Below are 18640 nucleotides of genomic sequence, written 5' to 3'. Positions count from 1 at the left end.
TCCAAATCGCCTGATGGATGTTTCCGGGGCGCGAGGCCCCGGAAACGACTGTCGCGACGCTGCTCAGTTGAGCTTCGGATTGAGCAGCGCGTCGATCTTCGGATCCTTCATGTTGTCCTTGGTGACGAGGTTCGCGCCGGTGTCGACATTGGCCTCGACCTTCTCGCCCTTGGAGGCGGCCAAGGCGGTCTTGATGCCGTCATAGCCCATCCGGTACGGATCCTGGACGACGAGGCCGGAGATGACGCCGTCGTTCAAGAACTTGATCAGCTTCTCGTCGCTGTCGAAACCGATCAGCGCCATCTTGCCGCCGAGGCTGTTCTCGGCGATCGCCTGGCCGACGCCCTGCGCCATGATCAGGTTCGAGGCGAAGATGCCCTTGAGGTCCGGGTTGGCGGTGATCAGGTCGGTCGCGATGTTGAGGCCCGTGGTGGCCTGGCCGTCGGCATATTTGTCGGCGACCAACTCGAGGCCCGGATACTTGGCCTTGATCTGTTCGATGAAGCCTTGCTTGCGCTGCTCGAGCGAGCCGGCGCCGGGAAGCGCCGTGATCAGGGCGACCTTGCCTTCCACCTTGCCGCCATTGGCGGCGCCGATGGCGGCGGCGAGGCCGTCGGCGGCGACGCGGCCGCCCTGGACGTTATCGGTGGTGAGGAAGGAGGTGAAGGCCTTGGAGTCGGCGCCGGAGTCGATGCCGATGACCTTGACCTTGGAGGCCGCCTCGTCGATCGGCTTGCCGAGCGCCTTGAACTCGGTCGGCGAGATGACGATCGCGGCAGGGCTGCTGGCAACCGCGTTTTCGAGAATCGAGATCTGGCCGTTGACGTCGGTTTCGGCCTGGGCGCCGAGCTCCGGCACGTTGACGCCGAGATCCTTGCCGGCCTTGCGGGCGCCGGCCAGCACGATCTGCCAGTAGAAGGACGTGGTGTCCTTGACGATGATCGGAATGGTCACGTCGGCGGCCGAGGCGGGCGCGGAATGCATCGCGCCGGCAAGCATGGAAGCAGCGGCCAAGGCCACGAAGGCACGGCGGTTGAGAAGGCTGGTCACGAATTTCATTAGGTTCCTCCCTAAGGTCGCCTGGTGAAGGTTGCGGAAGCTCCGTCTGGATAGGCGCGGCCCGAACAGAACTTTATCAATAAAAAACAGATGCCTTTTTTTGATAATGCATCGCCATGGTCGATGCAAGCGGCGTCTGGTGGCTCTGCCAGCTCTCCCTGGCAGGACATGGCGCGTCCGCTCCTTCTTGTCGATACGGAACGATAATTTCACGATACTGTCAACGTGGAATATTCATTCCATCTCAGGGTCGCGCGATTGTGAAGGCAACTTCCTTTCTGGCAGCGCTTCCTCCACGACAATGGCCCGCGACTAAAGCGTCGCGCCGAGGTGCCAGGGCACGAATTCGTTGTCGCCGTAGCCGAACGCCTCGCTCTTGGTCTTGCGGCCGGACGCCGTTTCGATGATCAGCTCGAAGAGCTCGCGGCCCATGCCGGCGATGGTCTTCTCGCCCGAGGCGATGACGCCGCAATTGACGTCCATGTCCTCTTCCATCTGGTGATACATGGTCGAATTGGTGGCGACCTTGATCGACGGCGTCGGCCGGCAGCCGAAGCAGGAGCCGCGGCCGGTGGTGAAGACGATGACATTGGCGCCGCCGGCCACCTGCCCGGTGGCCGAGACCGGGTCGTAGCCGGGCGTATCCATGAACACCAGGCCGCTGCCCGACACCTTCTCGGCATAGCCGAAGACGCCGTTGAGCGGCGTCTGGCCGCCCTTGGCGACGGCGCCCAGCGATTTCTCGAGGATCGTGGTCAGGCCGCCGCGCTTGTTGCCGGGCGAGGGGTTGTTGTCGATCGAGGCACCGTGCTTGGCGGTATGGTCCTCCCACCATTTCACAAAGCCGTCGAGCTTGGCGGCGATCTCGGGAGAGGCGGCGCGGTAGGCCAGCAGATGCTCGGCGCCGTAGATTTCTGTCGTCTCCGACAGGATGCCGACGCCGCCGCAGCCGGCCAGGATATCGACAGCGGCACCCAATGCCGGATTTGCCGTGATGCCGGACATGCCGTCCGAGCCACCGCATTGCAGGCCGACGACGATCTCCGAGACCGGGATCGGCTCGCGCTGCAAGTGGCCGACCTCATCGGCGATCTCGGCCAGCACGCCCATCGCGCGCTCGACCGATTTGCGCGAGCCGCCGGCTTCCTGGATGTTGAAATGGCGTTTTCCGGCGGCCGCGCCCTTCTGGCCGTAAAGCGTGAGCTGGTTGACCTCGCAGCCTAGCCCCACCATCAGGATGCCGCCGAAATTCGGGTGGCGGGCATAGCCGGCTAAAGTGCGGTGCAGGACCATCATGCCGTCGCCGGTGGCGCTCATGCCGCAGCCCTGGCCGTGAACGATCGGCACGAAGCCGTCGATGCCGGGATATTTCGGCAGAAGCGTGCGGTTGGCTTCGTCCGCAATGGCGTGGCAGACGGTCGACGAGCAATTGACGCTGGCGATGATGCCGATGAAGTTGCGCGTGCCGGAGCGCCCGTCGGCGCGGCGGTAGCCCATGAAGGTGCGCTTGCGGTCGGCCTCGGTGGCGTGCTCGGCCTCGCTCGGCGGCACCACCGGCAAGCGGCCGCTCTCGAAGACCAGATTGTGCGAATGGACATGCTCGCCAGCCGTGATGGCTTGCGTGGCGCGGCCGATCGCCTGCGCGTATTTCACCACCGCTTCGCCCGCGGCGATCGACTTGATCGCCACCTTGTGGCCAGGCTCGATCACGGCGGTCGCGGCGGCGCCGCCCGGCAATGGCGTTCCGATTTCGATGCGTCCGTTGGCGACGGCGACATTATCGGAAGGCGAGAGAAGGATGGTGTTTGCAATGGTCACGGGCGGCTGTCCTGGGTGATCCTGGGAATGCGGGCGGATTGACTTGCGCCCGTTTAAAGGTAATGTCTTTTATCGGGAAAAAACAATTTTGCGTCAATTGTTTTTTCGTCGTGGGCAATGCGCGTCGCTGGGACGTGCATGATTGTCCTTCTGGCAAGCCGGCGAAAGGCGTTCCGCTTTTCGGAAGCTTGCTCTAGGAACACCGATCATATCGCGCTTCCGGCAGGCCGCGGCAAGCGTTGGGGGATACGGGGCATGTCGAAGAGCAACAATGTCTACAAGGACGCCTTCAACCGCTGCCTCAGGCTGCTCGACGAGACCAAGAGCCTGCCATCGGAACCGGAGCTCGGCACACTGCTTGGCGTCAGCCGCACCACGGTGCGCAGCATCCTTGCGCGCATGGAAGAAACCGGGCTGATCGACTGGAACAAGCGCAACAAGACGGTGCTCAGGGCGCCGCGGCCGGAGGATTTCTTCCCCGAGGAAGAGACCGATTCGCTCGCCGAGATCATCGAGCGCTCCTTCATGCGGCGTCTGCTTGCGGAAGGCGCGGAAGCAGGCATGCAGATCAACGAGCTGGAGCTGGCGCGCGAGATCGGCGTCGGCACCACCAGCGTGCGCGAATTCCTGATCCGCTTCTCGCGTTTCGGGCTGATCGAGAAGCGGCGCAACAGCCACTGGGTGCTGAAGGGTTTCACGCGCGCCTTCGCGCTGGAGCTGACCGAGATCCGCGAGATGTTCGAGCTGCGCTCGGCGGCGGCTTTCGCCGCGCTTCCGGAAGACAGCGCGGTCTGGGTGGACCTCGACATGCTGGAGATCCAGCACCGCCAGCTCGCCAGCGAGATCGCCACGCGCTTCAACGAATTCTCCGAGCTTGACGAGCGCTTCCACCGGCTGATCCACCGCGCCTCGCACAACCGCTTCATCGTCGACTTCTACGACGTGATCGCGATGATCTTCCACTACCACTATCAGTGGAACAAGGCCGAGGAGCGCCAGCGCAACGAGGTCGCGGTCCAGGAGCATCTCGCCTATATAGCGGCGCTGAAATCGCGCGATCCCGGCAAGGTGGACGCCGCCTGCCGCAAGCACCTGAAGTCGGCGCGCCAGACGCTGCTGACCTCCATTCCCGAAGGGCGGCAGGCGCAACCCGCCTGAAGGCGTATCTGTCAGGGCGCGTTTGACCGGTATCGCGCCGCGTTGCCGCAGCGCGGTTTTGCCGATTTTCCGGCCGCATCGTCCGTGTTATTCCCTTTTGGGCGCAATTCCGGAAGGCTACGGCGAAGTCGCCGAACCCAACCGTTTCACACTTTTCCTGGAATTGCTCTAGAGTCGATCAAGTTTCCGGGAGAGGCTTTCCGTTGAATATCCGGCTGAGACGATGGAGCATGCCGGCCGCGTTCGTCGCGGCGCTGCTTCTATTGCTTCAGTCCTCTCTCGGCGCTTTCGCGTTCGGCGCGCCTTCGCAGCTCGACGCCTTCGGCAACGTCATCTGCACGCATGAAGGCGCGGTAAAGCTCCCCGGCGGCGATCCACACCAGCGGCATATGCCGGCCTGCTGCTCGCTCGGCTGCAGCATGGTTTCGCCGGCGCATCTGCCGCCGCCGGAAGCAGGCGCGCTGGCCAGGACCCAGCTTTTCGAGGCGGTCGCCTTCCAGCTTCCGGCCTTCCGGCACCAGGATTTCGCGCGCGACCGCTCTCCGGCCAATCCGCGCGCGCCGCCGGCAATGGTCTGATCCGCGGAACCTTTTCGCGGGCCTATTCATCCAATGATCAGACTGTTCGCGGCCGCGAAGCGGCGCGATCCTCACATTCATGGAGCAACCATGTCCAATCTTCTTCCCAGGGCTCGGACCTATGCCCTTCGCCGCGCGCCGCCGTTCTACCTCCAGCTGCGCATCGGCCTTGCCGTGCTTGCCCTTCTTCTTCTGGCCTGCATTCCCGCCGCCTTGGCGCATGAGTTCAAGGTCGGCGATCTCGAGATCGAGCATCCCTGGTCGCGGGCGACGCCACCTGGCGCCAAGGTGGCCGGCGGTTATTTCACCGTGATCAACAAGGGCAGCGCGTCGGACCGGCTGCTGTCGATCTCCTCCGACATCTCCGACAAGGCCGAGCTGCATGAGATGGGCGTCAAGGACGGCGTCATGACCATGCGGCCGGTCGAGGGCGGGCTGGAGATCCCGGCCGGCGGCAAGGTCGCGCTGAAGCCGGCCGCCTATCACCTGATGTTCACCGGCCTGAAGCGGCAGCCGAAGCAGGGCGAGAAATTCCCGGCGACGCTGACCTTCGAGAAGGCCGGCAGCGTCACCGTCGAGTTCGCCGTCGAAGGCATGGGCGAGACGGGCAGCGGCGATATGGACATGGACCACGCCGAGTAATCCGCCAATTCGAAATCAGAGGGACAATTCATGAGAAAGTATCTTTTGGCGGCGGGCGTGCTTTGCGCGCTCGGGACCAATGCCGCGCTCGCCCACATCACGCTCGAAACGCAGGAAGCGGCTGTCGGCTCCACCTACAAGGCGGTCCTTCGCGTGCCGCATGGCTGCGAGGGCAAGGCGACGACGGCCGTGCGCGTGCAGATCCCCGAGGGCGTGATTTCGGTGAAGCCGATGCCCAAGCCCGGCTGGACGCTGCAGACCAAGAAGGGCAAGTACGAGAAATCTTACCAGCTCTATGGCGAGACGCTGACCGCCGGCGTCAAGGAAGTGGACTGGAGCGGCGGCAATTTGCCCGACGAGTTCTATGACGAGTTCGTTTTCCGCGCCTCGCTGGCGGCCGACCTGCCGGCCGGCCAGATGCTCTATTTCCCGGTGGTGCAGGAATGCGGCGACGCCACCGACCGCTGGATCGAGATCCCCGCGGCGGGCCAGGATGAGGACGCCTTGGAAACTCCGGCGCCCGGCATCAAATTGCTGCCGAAGAAATGATCTTTCGTTGGCGCGCCCCATCGGGGCGCGCCACCATTTCCTGGCCACCATTTCCTGGCCACCATTTCCTGGCCACCATTTCCTGGCCACCATTTCCTGGCCACCATTTCCTGTAAGACGGCATGAACGCAGCACAGGCTTCCTCGACGATCCGCATGCATACCGGCCCGCTTACCTGGCTGGTCGCGGCGCTCATGGCGATGGCGGTGTTGGCCGTGCCCGGCCGCGCTTTCGCGCATGCGGCGCTGGTCGCGACCGACCCGGCTGACGGCGCCGTGCTGACGCAAAGCCCGGCGCGATTTTCGCTGACCTTCAGCGAGCCCGTCTCGCCACTGGTCCTGACGCTCGTGCGGCCGGACGGCTCGCAGCTTGCGCTTACATCCTTCCGTCTCAACGACCAGACGGTCGAGATCGACAATCCCGAAACGCTCAGATCCGGCACGCATGTGCTGAGTTGGCGGGTGGTGTCGGTGGATGGTCATCCTGTCGGTGGCTCGGCGCTGTTTTCCGTAGGCGCGCCAAGCGCCGCGCCTGTGGCGGGCGAAGCCGTCGACTGGACGCTGCGCGCGGCGATCTGGGCGGCGAGGCTGTTTCTCTATGCCGGGCTCTTCCTCGGCGTCGGCGGCGCGTTCGCGCTCGCCTGGCTGGCCGGGGACCGGCGCCGCGGCCAGCGCTTCGTCGCCGCGGCACTGCTTTTCGGCCTGGTCGGCGCGCCGTTGTCGCTCGGCCTGCAGGGATTGGATGGGCTTGGCGCCCCGCTCGCCCGGTTTGCGACACCGGCCGTCTGGAAGACCGCGCTGGAGACGAGCTATGTCTGGACGGTGCTGATCGGCCTGATCGCGCTTGGCCTCGCACTGGTTTCGCTTGCCGGACCGCCCGGCCTTCGCAAGCTGTCGGCAGGCGTGGCACTGCTTTGCGTCGGCGGCGCTCTTGCCGCAAGCGGCCACGCAAGTGCGGCCGAACCGCAATGGCTGACGCGGCCGCTGGTGTTCCTGCATGGCACTGCGATTGCCTTCTGGGCCGGTTCGCTAGCTCCGCTTGGCCTGGCATTGCGGCGGGAGCCGGCGGAAGCAAAAGCCTTTCTGCGTCGCTTCTCCCGCGCGATCCTGCCGGTCGTCATCCTGCTTGCCGCAAGCGGGATCGTGCTGGCGATCATCCAGGTGCAGCAGCCGGCGGCGTTGATCGACACGTCCTATGGCCGGCTGCTGCTCTTGAAGCTGGCTCTGCTGCTCTTCCTGTTCACGCTTGCCGCGGTCAACCGCTGGACGCTGACGGCGCCCGCGGAGGCCGGCGACACCGAGGTGCAGCGGCGGCTGGCGCGCTCCATCCGCATCGAGGTGGTCATCGTGCTTGCGATCTTCGGCGTCGCCGCCGGCTGGCGCTTCACCCCGCCGCCGCGCGCGCTGGCGATCGCCGCCGCGCAGCCGGTGTCGATCCACATCCACGCGCTGAAGGCGATGGCCGATCTCAGCATCACGCCGGGCCATGCCGGCGAGGTCGCCGCTTCGATGATGATCATGACCGGCGATTTCGGACCACTCGACGCTAAGGCGGTGACGCTGGTGCTGTCGAAGCCGGATTCCGGCATCGAGCCGATCAAGCGACCGGCGACCAAACCGGGCGACGGAACATGGCGCGTCGACAATCTCGTCATCCCGCTGCCCGGCCGCTGGAATGCGCGGCTCGACATCCTCGTCTCGGACTTCGAGGTGGTGAAGATCGAGGCTCCCATAGAGATCAGGGCGCAATAACCCAACCCACCGACACAATTCGGTGAGACGGTTGACGCCGCCGCCAAGGCCCGTCATTCATCTGGGAAAGGCGTTCTCCAGGACGCAGCCCACAACAAGCATCCAAACGCAGGGAAGAAACGATGGAAAAAGCCGAAATCGGCCTGATCGGCCTTGGCACGATGGGCTCCAACCTGGCGTTCAACATCGCCGAGCACGGGCACCGCATCGCCGTCTTCAACCGCACAAGCGCGCGCACCGACGCATTCCTCGAAAGCGCCGGCGCTCTCAGGGACAGGGTGGTGCCATGCTACAGCCTGGAGGAACTCGCCGCCGCCATCCGGCCGCCGCGCCCGATCATCATCATGGTGCTGGCCGGCAAGCCGGTCGACGAGCAGATCGCGGCATTGCGCGGCGTGCTCTCCGACAACGACATCGTCATCGATGCCGGCAATGCCAATTTCCGCGACACGATGCGCCGCTTCTCGGAGCTGTCCGGCTCGGGCCTGACCTTCATCGGTATGGGCGTTTCGGGCGGCGAGGAGGGCGCGCGCCACGGGCCGTCGATCATGGTCGGCGGCACAGAGGAGTCCTGGAAGCGCGTCGAGAAGGTGCTGACGGCGATCTCCGCCAAGTTCAAGGACGAGCCCTGCGCCGCCTGGCTCGGCACCGACGGCGCCGGCCATTTCGTCAAGACCATCCACAACGGCATCGAATATGCCGACATGCAGATGATCGCCGAGATCTACGGCATATTGCGCGACGGGCTCGGCATGGCGCCCAAGGAGATCGGCAAGGTCTTCGACGGCTGGAACAAGGGCCGGCTCAACTCCTACCTGATCGAGATCACCGCCAAGGTGCTGGCCGCCGACGATCCCAAGACCGGCAAGCCGGTGGTCGACATAATCCTCGATCGCGCCGGACAGAAGGGCACCGGCAAATGGTCGGTGATCGAGGCGCAGCAACTCGGCATTCCGGCGACTGCGATCGAGGCGGCGGTCGCGGCGCGCGTGCTGTCGTCGATCAAGGACGAGCGGCAGGCGGCGGAAAAGGCCTATGGCAATATCGGTGTCGAGAAGATTGCCGGCGACAAGGCGACCCTCTTGAAGGATCTCGAGCTGGCGTTGTTCGCCGGCAAGATCGCGGCTTACGCGCAGGGTTTCGCGGTGATGAGCGGCGCCTCGAAGGAATTCAACTGGAACCTGCCGATGCCGACCATCGCCAAGATCTGGCGCGCCGGCTGCATCATCCGCTCGCAGATGCTGGACACGATGGCCGAGGCGTTCGGTTCAGGCAGCGCTTCGACCAACCTGCTGATGGCGCCGGCCTTCATCGCCTTGATGAAGGAGGCGCATCCGTCGCTCAGGCGCGTCGTGGCGCGCGCTTCCGAGGCCGGCACGCCGGTTCCCGCGCTGTCGTCGGCGCTCGCCTATTTCGACAGCTACCGCCAGGGCCGCGGCACGTCGAACCTGATCCAGGCGCAGCGCGACTTCTTCGGCGCGCACGGGTTTGAGCGCATTGGCGAGCAGGGGGCGTTTCATGGCCCGTGGGGCAGCGGGGCGGGGCATTAACCCCGATAGGGCAGAACCTCGCTCGGCGTGCTGAGCGACTGCAGCGTGCCTGGGTCGGCGCCGCCGATCCAGCCGAGCACCGCGCGGGCGAGCTCGGAGCCGGCCAGCCTGAAATTCTCGTTGACGACGAGCAGTTCGCGCCTGAACAGATGCAGCAGTTCCGACGACTGTTTCGACACCACGTCGACGTCGCGGCCGAGCTTCAGCCCGGCGTCCTCGATGCCGGCCACGATGGCGAGCGTCGCTGCGGCGGCGCTGCTGACGAAACCGTCCGGCCGGTCCTTGCGCCGCATCAATTGCGCTGTGCGCATCCTGATCTGCTCGATCGACTGATCGATGGAGACGGTGTTGAACGGCACCTCGCTGGCACCCACCTCGCTCAGCGCATCGGCAAAGCCGGCGACCGTATGGCCGTGATAGGTGAGGCCAACCGGCGGCGTCACCAGGGCAAGTCGGTTGCGGCCCCGGCCGGCGAGGTAGCGGACGGCTTCGCCGGCAAAGGCGTAATTGTCGAAGTCGTGATAGGGATGCACCAGGCCCATGTCGGTGCGGCCATGCGTGGCGAAGGGAATGCCGCGCTCCAGCATGTAGCGCGCCCGCGGATCGCTGGGCTGGGTGCGCGAGATGATGACGCCGTCGGCCGAGCCCGTCTCGACCAGATAGCGCACGGGATCCAGCGGATCCTGCGAGCGCGAATAGGGCGTGACGATCAGGTGGTAGGGCGTGTCGGCGATCACCTCGGTGACGCCGTAGATGATGTCGGAGACGAAGCTCATCAACTCGTGCTCGGTGTTTAGCACAAGCGAGATGACGTTGGTCTTGCCGGTCCTCAAGCGGACGCCGGCTCGGTTCGGGCGGTAGCCGATCTGTTTGGCCACCAACTGGACACGGCGCCTGGTCTCGGCGCCGATCTCGGGCGCATCCTTCAGCGCGCGCGAGACGGTCGTGACGCCAAGCCCGGTCATGAAGGCAAGCGTCTTCAGCGTCGGCCGTTCCTTGCCCGACGTGCCGTCGTCGCCCTTCTTGGTTACCCGTCTATCCATTCGTCCCGCCCGTCAGGCGCATAGCAGCCGCGGGGCCGACCGGCAATCGTGCGGCGGTGACATTTGCGCGACCTTCAGCCCTGCGGCCCGGTTCAATATACTGAAACGTTACAGATTGCCAATCTTCGTGATCGACCGGCAAGGCCGCGCCCCTTGCATCTCGGGTGCGGCAATGAACCGAAAGTCGCTGGAATCACAAAGAAATATCGGTCCAGGCCTGCTTTTGGCACCAATCGACTGTTCCGGCGCCGGCGTTGCCGCCTCAGAAGAAAGATTTTGTTCGCGCTTCGAAAAAATCTTGATTGGCTTCAAGGCGAGGGGTTGCCTAGGCGGATCATTTGCCGTATCGAAAATCTGTAACGTTTCAGATTCTGGGAGGAAGCCGAAATGCGATACAAATTCCTGACTGCCGCCTTTGCCGCGACGGTTGCGCTCAACTTCGCCGGTCCAGCGGCCGCGACCGACCTGGAAGTCACTCACTGGTGGACTTCCGGCGGCGAGGCGGCGGCGGTGGCCGAGCTTGCCAAGGCGTTCGACGCGACAGGCAATCACTGGGTCGACGGCGCCATTGCAGGCTCCGGCGGCACAGCGCGGCCGATCATGATCAGCCGCATCACCGGCGGCGACCCGATGGGCGCCACCCAGTTCAACCACGGCCGCCAGGCGGAGGAGCTGGTGCAGGCCGGGCTGATGCGCGACCTCACCGATATCGCCACCAAGGACAAGTGGACGGAAATCGTGCGGCCGAAGAGCCTGCTCGATAGCTGCACCATCGACGGCAAGATATACTGCGTGCCGGTCAACATCCATTCCTGGCAGTGGCTGTGGCTGTCCAACGAGGCCTTCCAGAAGGCCGGCCTGCCGGTGCCGAAGGACTGGAATGAATTCGTGGCGGACGCGCCGGCGCTGGAAAAAGCCGGCATCATTCCGCTCGCGGTCGGCGGACAGGCCTGGCAGGCCTCGGGCGCCTTCGACGTGCTGATGGCCGCGACCGGGGGCACCGACACGTTCCTCAAGGTCTACAAGGACAAGGACGCCACCTTCGCGGCCGGCCCGGAGATCGCCAAGGTGTTCAAGGCGGCGGACGATGCCCGCAAGATGGCCAAGAACACCAATGTGCAGGACTGGAACCAGGCCACCAACTTGGTCATCACCGGCAAGGCCGCCGGCCAGATCATGGGCGACTGGGCGCAGGGCGAGTTCCAGGTCGCCGGCAAGACCGCCGGCAAGGACTATACCTGCCTGCCCGGCCTTGGCCTGAACGAAGTCATCGCCACCGGCGGCGACGCCTTCTACTTCCCGCTGCTCAAGGACGAGGCAAAGACGAAGGCGCAGGCGGTGCTCGCCGAGACCTTGCTCGATCCGAAGACCCAGGTCGCCTTCAACCTCAAGAAGGGTTCGCTGCCGGTGCGTGGCGACGTCGACCTCAACGCGGCGAACGACTGCATGAAGAAGGGCCTCGCCATCCTCGCCAAGGGCGCCGTCATGCCGTGGACGGACCAACTGCTTTCGCAGGACAGCCAGAAGCAGAAGGAGGACCTGTTCTCCGAGTTCTTCGCCAAGCCGGACATGACAGTCGAAGAAGCGCAGAAGCGCTTCGCCGCCATCATCGCTTCGGCCGATTGATTTACCGGCGCCCCGCCAGCTCCCGGCCCCTGCCTATCGGGGGTTGGGAGCATGATGTCCTCATTGCCCCAGCCCGGCTGTCGAGATGAGCAATAGCGAACGCCCCAACCAGCTTTTCCGTAACCTCAATGCGAAGATCGCATCGATTCCGATGGTGCTCACCGCGCTTGTGGTGTTCGTCGGCGGCACGGCGTGGACGGTACTCTACTCCTTCACCAATTCGAAGCTGCTGCCACGGCTCAACTTCGTCGGGCTCGACCAGTATCATCGGTTGTGGGCGACGCCGCGCTGGCTGATCTCGATCGAGAACCTCCTGATCTACGGCGTGATCTCGCTGGTGTTCTCGCTGGTGATCGGCTTCGTCCTGGCGGCGCTCCTCGACCAGAAGATCCGCTTCGAGGATACGTTCCGCACCATCTTCCTCTATCCCTTCGCGCTCTCCTTCATCGTCACCGGGCTGGTCTGGCAATGGCTGCTCAACCCGGATTTCGGCATCCAGCGCGTCGTGCGCGACCTCGGCTGGACGAGTTTCAGCTTCGACCCGCTCTATAATTCCAGCATCGTCATCTACGGCATTTCCATCGCCGCGCTCTGGCAGGGCACGGGGCTGATCATGTGCCTGATGCTTGCCGGCCTGCGCGGCATCGACGAGGACATATGGAAGGCGGCGCGGGTGGACGGCATCCCGATGTGGAAGACCTACCTGTTCATCGTCATCCCGATGATGCGGCCGGTCTTCATCACCACGCTGGTCATCATCGCCGCCGGCATCGTCAAGGTCTATGATCTCGTCGTGGCGCAGACCAGCGGCGGGCCAGGCATCGCCTCCGAAGTGCCGGCAAAATACGTCTACGACTACATGTTCTTCGCCCAGAATCTCGGCCAGGGTTTCGCCGCCTCGACCATGATGCTGCTCTCGGTGATGATCGTCATCGTGCCATGGGCCTATCTCGAATTCGGAGGCCGCCGGCGTGGTTGATGTCGCTGCCTCCCCGTCCGATGCGGTCGTCCTTCGGCGCGACGAAGCCGGGCCCGCCGGAGCGAAGCCGCGGCATGCGCTCTCGCGCCGCAACATCTTCCTCTACGGCACGCTGATCGTCGTGGCGCTCTATTACCTTTTGCCGCTTTATGTGATGATCGTCACGTCGCTGAAGGGCATGCCGGAAATCCGCCTCGGCAACATCTTCTCGCCGCCGGTGGAAATCACCTTCGAACCCTGGGTGAAAGCCTGGGCGACCGCCTGCACCGGCCTCAACTGCGACGGGCTCTCGCGCGGCTTCTGGAATTCGGTGCGCATCACCGTGCCGTCGGTGCTGCTGTCGATCGCGATCGCCTCGGTGAACGGCTATGCCTTGGCCAACTGGCGCTTCAAGGGCGCCGACACCTTCTTCATCATCCTGATCGTCGGTGCCTTCATCCCCTACCAGGTGATGATCTACCCGATCGTCATCATCCTGCGCGAGATCGGCATATACGGCACGCTGACCGGCTTGGTGATCGTGCATTCGATCTTCGGCATGCCGATCCTGACGCTCTTGTTCCGCAACTATTTCACGTCGATGCCGGAGGAGCTGTTCCGCGCGGCGCGCGTCGACGGCGCCGGCTTCTGGGGCATTTATCTGCGCATCATGCTGCCGATGTCGCTGCCGATCTTCGTCGTCGCCATCATCCTGCAGGTGACCGGCATCTGGAACGACTTCCTGTTCGGCGTCGTCTACACGCGCCCCGACACCTATCCGATGACGGTGCAGCTCAACAATATCGTCAATTCGGTGCAAGGCGTTAAGGAATACAACGTCAACATGGCGGCCACCATCCTGACCGGGCTGGTTCCGCTCATCGTCTATTTCATTTCCGGCAAGCTCTTCGTGCGCGGCATCGCCGCCGGCGCGGTGAAAGGATGATGATGGCAGCGGCAATCGCCAATCCCAGCGTTTCGATCCAGGACCTGTCGCTCAATTTCGGTGTGATGTCGGTGCTGAAGACGCTCAATCTCGACGTCGCCGAGGGAGAGTTCATCGTGCTTCTGGGACCGTCCGGCTGCGGCAAATCCACCTTGCTCAACTGCATCGCCGGCCTGCTCGACATCTCGGAAGGCCGTATCTTCATCAAAGGCAAGAACGTCACCTGGGAGGAGCCGAAGGACCGCGGCATCGGCATGGTCTTCCAGTCCTACGCGCTTTATCCGCAGATGACGGTCGAGAAGAACCTTTCCTTCGGCCTGCGCGTCGCCGGCGTGGCGAAGGACGAGATCGCCAAGCGCATCGCGCGCGCCGCCGAGATCCTGCAGATCGAGCCGCTGCTGCAGAGGAAGCCCTCGGCGCTGTCCGGCGGCCAGCGCCAGCGGGTCGCGATCGGGCGCGCGCTGGTGCGCGACGTCGACGTCTTCCTGTTCGACGAGCCGCTCTCCAATCTCGACGCCAAGCTGCGTTCGGAGCTGCGCGTCGAGATCAAGCTTTTGCACCGCCGCTTGCAGAACACGATGATCTACGTCACCCACGACCAGATCGAGGCGATGACCCTGGCCGACCGCATCGCGGTGATGAAGGGCGGCGTGATCCAGCAGCTCGACGCGCCGCAGACCATCTACAACCGTCCGGTCAACCGCTTCGTCGCCGGTTTCCTAGGCTCGCCGGCAATGAATTTTCTCAAAGGGGAGCTGGAGACGGGCGCCACGCCGACGTTCAAGGGCGATGGCGTTTCGGTGCCCCTCGACCGCTATCAGTTCGAGGGCGATGGTGGGCGCACGGCCAAGTCCTGCGTGTTCGGCATCCGGCCCGAGCACATCGCCTTCGGCGATGCCGCCAAGGCCATGCCGTTTACCGCCGAATCGACGGTCGAGATCGTCGACCCGATGGGGTCCGATACGCTGGTGTGGACGAAGCTCGCCGGCCAGATCATCTCCTTCCGCGTCGAAGCCGACAAGACGCTGCGCAACGGCGATGCGATCCGCATCGGCTTCGATCCGGCGCGCGCCTCGCTCTTCGACGCTCAAACCGACAGCCGCCTTTAACGCTGAAAACCATCCCCCAAGCAGAACGGACAGGACAGATGAACTGGTCATTCCAACTCTACAGCGCCCGCAATTTCCAACCATGGAGCGGCGTGGTGAAAATGCTCGGCGAGCTCGGCTACAGCCAGGTCGAAGGCTTTGGCGGCGTCTATGACGACCCGAAGGCGTTTCGCGCCGAGCTCGACAAGAACGGGCTTGCGATGCCGACCGGGCATTTCTCAATCGATGCGCTGGAGAACGATTTCGATGGCGTGCGCGAGATCGCCGACGCGCTCGGCATCAAGCTGCTGATCTGCCCCCATCTGATGCCCGATCAGCGCCCGTCCGACGCCGCCGGCTGGCGCGGCTTCGGCGAGCGCCTGGCCAAGGTCGGCGAGGTGGCAAAGAAGGCCGGCTACGGCTTTGCCTGGCACAACCACGATTTCGAGTTCAAGGCGCTTGCGGACGGCTCGCTGCCGCAGGAATACATCCTGTCCGCGGCGCCCGACATCGGCTGGGAGATGGACGTCGCCTGGGTGATCCGTGGTGGCGCCGATCCGCTGCCCTGGATCGAAAAGCACGGCAAGCGCATCGTCGCCGTGCACGTCAAGGACATGGCAAAGCCGGGTGAGGGGCTGGACGAGGACGGCTGGTCCGATGTCGGTCACGGCACGATCGACTGGGCGGGCCTGTTCAAGACATTGCGCGCCAAGAGCGCGGCGCAGTATTTCATCATGGAGCAGGACAACCCCAACGACATCGAGCGCTATGCCCGCCGCTCGATCGCGGCAGCCAAGAGCTGGCAGGAGTAATCGAAATGGCAGAGAAACTTGGCGTCGGCGTCATCGGCTGCGGCAACATCTCGAAGGCGTATTTCTCGCTGTCGCCGCTGTTCCGCGGCATCAAGATGCGCGCCTGCGCCGATATCAACATGGATGCCGCGAAAGCGCGGGCAAAGGAGTTCAAGCTGCGCGCCGAGACGGTCGACGACCTGCTCAGGGACGACGAGATCGATATCATCGTCAACCTGACAGTTCCGGCGGTGCATTACGAAATCTCCAAAGCGGTGCTCGACGCCGGCAAGCATGTCTATTCGGAAAAGCCGTTCGTGCTGTCGATCGGGGAAGGGCTCGATCTCAAGAAACGGGCCGAGAAGAGGGGCCTGCGCATCGGTTCGGCGCCAGACACGTTCCTCGGCGGCGCGCACCAACTGGTCCGCGATCTCATCGACAGCGGCAAGCTCGGCGCGATCACCAGCGGCACCTGCCATGTGATGGGCCACGGCATGGAGCACTGGCACCCCAACCCGGATTTCTTCTTCCAGCCGGGCGCCGGTCCGGTGCTCGACATCGGGCCGTATTATGTCACCAACCTGATCCAGCTGGTCGGGCCCGTGAAGCAGGTGGCGGCTTTCGCGACGACGCCGGCCAAGGAGCGGACGATCTCGTCGAAACCGCGGGCGGGTGAAAAGATCCCGGTGAACACGCCTACCACCATCCATGCGCTACTCGAATTCGCCAATGGCGCGGTGATCACGCTCAACACCAGCTGGGACGTCTGGAGCCATGGCCACGCGCCAATGGAGCTCTACGGCGAGTTGGGCACCGTCTTCGTGCCGGATCCGAATTTCTTCGGCGGCGAGGTGCGCTTCACCGACTCGGCCAAGCCGGTGAAGAAGCTGCCGAAATGGAACCATCCGTTCGGCGTGCCGAACGAGATGCACGGCCATGGCATGATGGCGAACTACCGCACCGCCGGCCTTGCCGACATGGCGGTCGCGATTGCCGAAGGGCGGCCGCATCGCTGCTCGATGGAGCTGGCGCTGCACGCGGTCGATGTCATGACCGGCATCCTGCGTTCCGGCGAAAGCGGCAAATATGTCGCCATGCAGACGACCTGCGAGCGGCCGGCCGCGCTCGGCGTCAAGGACGCGAAGGCGCTGCTGGCGAAGAAAAAGTAGGTGGCAACCCCTCTCCCCGTTCCGGCGGGGAGAGGGTAAGGGTTAGGGGCACGCATCGATTCAAATCAGGTTGGCGGTGGTCGCCGCGCCGTTTCGATCCCGAGGATTCCCCATGCCCTATGTCGCCGCCGAAAACCGCTACGAGAAGATGATCTATAACCGCTGCGGACGGTCCGGCCTGAAGCTGCCGGCCATCTCGCTCGGGCTGTGGCACAATTTCGGCAACGACACGCCGCACAGAACCAAGCAGGCGATCGCGCGCAAGGCCTTCGACCTCGGCATCACGCATTTCGACCTTGCCAACAATTACGGCCCGCCGCCCGGCTCGGCCGAAACCGCGTTCGGCGAGATCCTGCGCACCGATTTCGCCGCCTATCGCGACGAGATGATCATCTCGACCAAGGCCGGCTACGAGATGTGGGCCGGCCCCTACGGCGAATGGGGCAGCCGCAAATATGTGCTGGCCAGCCTCGACCAGAGCCTCAAGCGCATGGGGCTCGACTATGTCGACATCTTCTATTCGCACCGTTTCGATCCCGAGACGCCGCTCGAGGAAACGATGGGCGCGCTCGACCATGCGGTGCGCTCGGGCAAGGCGCTCTATGCCGGCATCTCCTCCTACAATTCGCAGCGCACGCGCGAGGCGGCCGATATATTGCGGCAGCTCGGCACGCCATGCCTGATCCACCAGCCGAGCTATTCGATGCTCAACCGCTGGATCGAGGAGGACGGGCTGCTCGACACGCTGGAGGGGCTCGGCATCGGCTCGATCGTGTTCTCGCCGCTGGCGCAGGGCATGCTGACCGACAAATATCTCGGCGGCATCCCCGACGGCAGCCGCGCATCCCAAGGCAAGTCGCTCAAGCCCGCCTTCATCAACGACAAGTCGATCGCCAACATCCAGGCGCTCAGCGCCATTGCCGGCCGCCGCGGCCAGACCCTGGCGCAGATGGCGCTGGCCTGGGTGCTGCGCAAGGGCCGCGTGACCACGGCGCTGATCGGCGCCAGCCGGCCGGAGCAGGTTGAGGATTGCGTCGGCGCGCTCAAGGCGCTCGAGTTCTCCGATGCCGAGTTGGCCGAGATCGACACTTACGCGCGCGAGTCCGACATCAATCTCTGGGCGGCTTCGGCCGAACGCAAGGGGCCGCCACGCAAGTAGCGATTAGCCGGCGAACCATCTCGTCCAGCGCGCACCAGAAGGGATGTGCTGCGGAAACAGTGGCAAAATCACTCGTTCGTCGCTATCTCAGGGGAATTGAAGTCGTTCGCATGCGAGATCTTGCGCGAGCGTCGATTGGGCGAACAAGATGACGGCAAGAGATGCGCTGACCAAGAACCAGCTTTGCGTGCTCGAGAAGCTCGAGGCGTCCAGCGGGCCGCTCAGCGCCTATACGCTGCTCGACCAGTTACGCGAGCGCGGTTTCCGGGCGCCGCTGCAAGTCTACCGAGCGCTCGACACGCTGGTGAAGTCCGGCTTCGTGCATCGGCTCGAAAGCCTCAACTCCTTCGTCGCCTGCGCCGAGCCGCACGACCACAGCCATTCGATGACGGCCTTCGCCATCTGCGACAATTGCGGGCAGGTGACCGAAATGTCCGACCACGATGTCGATCACCGGCTTGACGAATGGGTGCGCTCTACTGGATTTGCGGCCAAGAAGGCGGTGATCGAGTTTCGCGGGGTGTGCGCCAAGTGCAGGGCTGAGGCCGCGTAAGGGTCAGTTAGCCGGTTGATGCCGGCGCGAGGCACCCCCCTCTGTCCTGCCGGACATCTCCCCCGCAAGGGGGGAGATTAGCTGTCATCTCGGGTTTCGCTAACCTCCAACGTTACAGAACCAGCGGAGCGCGGAAGCTGCCAATCTCCCCCCTTGCGGGGAGATGGCCGGCAGGCCAGAGGGGGGTGTGAAGGATCGCGGC

17 protein-coding genes are annotated in these 18640 nt (G+C 64.3%); 14 read left to right on the top strand and 3 right to left on the bottom strand.

Annotated features, from left to right (window positions below):
* Nucleotides 1-63 precede the first annotated feature (63 nt).
* Together FJ956_RS04455 and FJ956_RS04450 are read right to left on the bottom strand one after the other, a co-directional pair.
* Nucleotides 64-1059 carry an ABC transporter substrate-binding protein gene (locus FJ956_RS04455; RefSeq protein ID WP_140674060.1) on the bottom strand — a complete coding sequence of 332 codons (996 nt, stop codon included), beginning with the start codon at nucleotides 1057-1059 and terminating at the stop codon, nucleotides 64-66.
* Nucleotides 1060-1371: 312 nt separating this feature from the next.
* Nucleotides 1372-2877 carry an altronate dehydratase family protein gene (locus FJ956_RS04450; protein WP_140674062.1) on the bottom strand — a complete coding sequence of 502 codons (1506 nt, stop codon included), beginning with the start codon at nucleotides 2875-2877 and terminating at the stop codon, nucleotides 1372-1374.
* Between the two features lie 255 nt (nucleotides 2878-3132).
* Here FJ956_RS04450 and FJ956_RS04445 point away from each other — a divergent pair, with 255 nt between their 5' ends.
* The 6 genes from FJ956_RS04445 (at nucleotide 3133) to gndA (ending at nucleotide 9105) form a co-directional block, all read left to right on the top strand.
* Nucleotides 3133-4035 carry a GntR family transcriptional regulator gene (locus FJ956_RS04445; RefSeq protein ID WP_140674064.1) on the top strand — a complete coding sequence of 301 codons (903 nt, stop codon included), beginning with the start codon at nucleotides 3133-3135 and terminating at the stop codon, nucleotides 4033-4035.
* 230 nt (nucleotides 4036-4265) lie between these two features.
* Entirely contained in the window at nucleotides 4266-4613 is a 348-nt protein-coding gene (locus FJ956_RS04440; RefSeq protein WP_140674066.1) for a hypothetical protein, read from the top strand.
* Nucleotides 4614-4703: 90 nt separating this feature from the next.
* Nucleotides 4704-5255: a copper chaperone PCu(A)C gene (locus FJ956_RS04435; protein ID WP_140674068.1), complete on the top strand. Its 552-nt coding sequence runs from the start codon at nucleotides 4704-4706 to the stop codon at nucleotides 5253-5255.
* Nucleotides 5256-5285: 30 nt separating this feature from the next.
* Nucleotides 5286-5804 carry a YcnI family protein gene (locus tag FJ956_RS04430; RefSeq protein ID WP_140674070.1) on the top strand — a complete coding sequence of 173 codons (519 nt, stop codon included), beginning with the start codon at nucleotides 5286-5288 and terminating at the stop codon, nucleotides 5802-5804.
* 122 nt (nucleotides 5805-5926) lie between these two features.
* Nucleotides 5927-7555 (top strand): copper resistance CopC/CopD family protein, encoded by a 1629-nt coding sequence (locus tag FJ956_RS04425; RefSeq protein ID WP_140674073.1) that lies wholly within the window; start codon nucleotides 5927-5929, stop codon nucleotides 7553-7555.
* 59 nt (nucleotides 7556-7614) lie between these two features.
* The gene (gene gndA, locus FJ956_RS04420) at nucleotides 7615-9105 is read left to right on the top strand and encodes an NADP-dependent phosphogluconate dehydrogenase (protein WP_281405609.1); all 1491 of its coding nucleotides are present in this window, start codon (nucleotides 7615-7617) and stop codon (nucleotides 9103-9105) included.
* Here gndA and FJ956_RS04415 read toward each other — a convergent pair.
* On the bottom strand, nucleotides 9102-10148 hold the full coding sequence (locus FJ956_RS04415) for a LacI family transcriptional regulator (RefSeq protein WP_140674077.1): 1047 nt from the start codon (nucleotides 10146-10148) through the stop codon (nucleotides 9102-9104). The two genes, gndA and FJ956_RS04415, sit on opposite strands and share 4 nt — an antisense overlap.
* A 387-nt stretch (nucleotides 10149-10535) precedes the next feature.
* Between FJ956_RS04415 and FJ956_RS04410 the strand changes: the two genes are divergently transcribed.
* The 8 genes from FJ956_RS04410 to FJ956_RS04375 all read left to right on the top strand — a co-directional run bounded on the left by FJ956_RS04410 (nucleotide 10536) and on the right by FJ956_RS04375 (nucleotide 18438).
* Nucleotides 10536-11774: an ABC transporter substrate-binding protein gene (locus FJ956_RS04410; RefSeq protein ID WP_140674079.1), complete on the top strand. Its 1239-nt coding sequence runs from the start codon at nucleotides 10536-10538 to the stop codon at nucleotides 11772-11774.
* An 85-nt stretch (nucleotides 11775-11859) separates the two neighbouring features.
* Nucleotides 11860-12753 carry a sugar ABC transporter permease gene (locus FJ956_RS04405; RefSeq protein WP_140544557.1) on the top strand — a complete coding sequence of 298 codons (894 nt, stop codon included), beginning with the start codon at nucleotides 11860-11862 and terminating at the stop codon, nucleotides 12751-12753.
* Complete coding sequence (locus FJ956_RS04400; protein WP_140674081.1) at nucleotides 12746-13678, top strand: carbohydrate ABC transporter permease; 933 nt, start codon at nucleotides 12746-12748, stop codon at nucleotides 13676-13678. The genes FJ956_RS04405 and FJ956_RS04400 overlap by 8 nt, the downstream gene beginning before the upstream one ends.
* A complete protein-coding gene (locus FJ956_RS04395) occupies nucleotides 13678-14787 on the top strand; it encodes an ABC transporter ATP-binding protein (RefSeq protein WP_181170112.1) in 1110 nt (369 codons plus the stop codon). Before FJ956_RS04400 ends, FJ956_RS04395 begins: the two co-directional genes overlap by 1 nt.
* Nucleotides 14788-14825: 38 nt before the next feature.
* Nucleotides 14826-15578, top strand: a complete 753-nt coding sequence (locus FJ956_RS04390; RefSeq protein ID WP_140674083.1) for a sugar phosphate isomerase/epimerase — start codon at nucleotides 14826-14828, stop codon at nucleotides 15576-15578.
* 5 nt (nucleotides 15579-15583) lie between these two features.
* Nucleotides 15584-16726: a Gfo/Idh/MocA family oxidoreductase gene (locus FJ956_RS04385; RefSeq protein ID WP_140674085.1), complete on the top strand. Its 1143-nt coding sequence runs from the start codon at nucleotides 15584-15586 to the stop codon at nucleotides 16724-16726.
* 112 nt (nucleotides 16727-16838) lie between these two features.
* Nucleotides 16839-17885 carry an L-glyceraldehyde 3-phosphate reductase gene (gene mgrA, locus FJ956_RS04380; RefSeq protein WP_140674087.1) on the top strand — a complete coding sequence of 349 codons (1047 nt, stop codon included), beginning with the start codon at nucleotides 16839-16841 and terminating at the stop codon, nucleotides 17883-17885.
* A 148-nt stretch (nucleotides 17886-18033) separates the two neighbouring features.
* Nucleotides 18034-18438: a Fur family transcriptional regulator gene (locus FJ956_RS04375; RefSeq protein ID WP_041003614.1), complete on the top strand. Its 405-nt coding sequence runs from the start codon at nucleotides 18034-18036 to the stop codon at nucleotides 18436-18438.
* Nucleotides 18439-18640: the final 202 nt, after the last annotated feature.

It is taken from the genome of Mesorhizobium sp. B2-4-3 (assembly GCF_006442815.1).
Taxonomy (GTDB): Bacteria; Pseudomonadota; Alphaproteobacteria; order Rhizobiales; family Rhizobiaceae; genus Mesorhizobium.
This window is presented reverse-complemented; position numbering and strand designations above follow the sequence as displayed.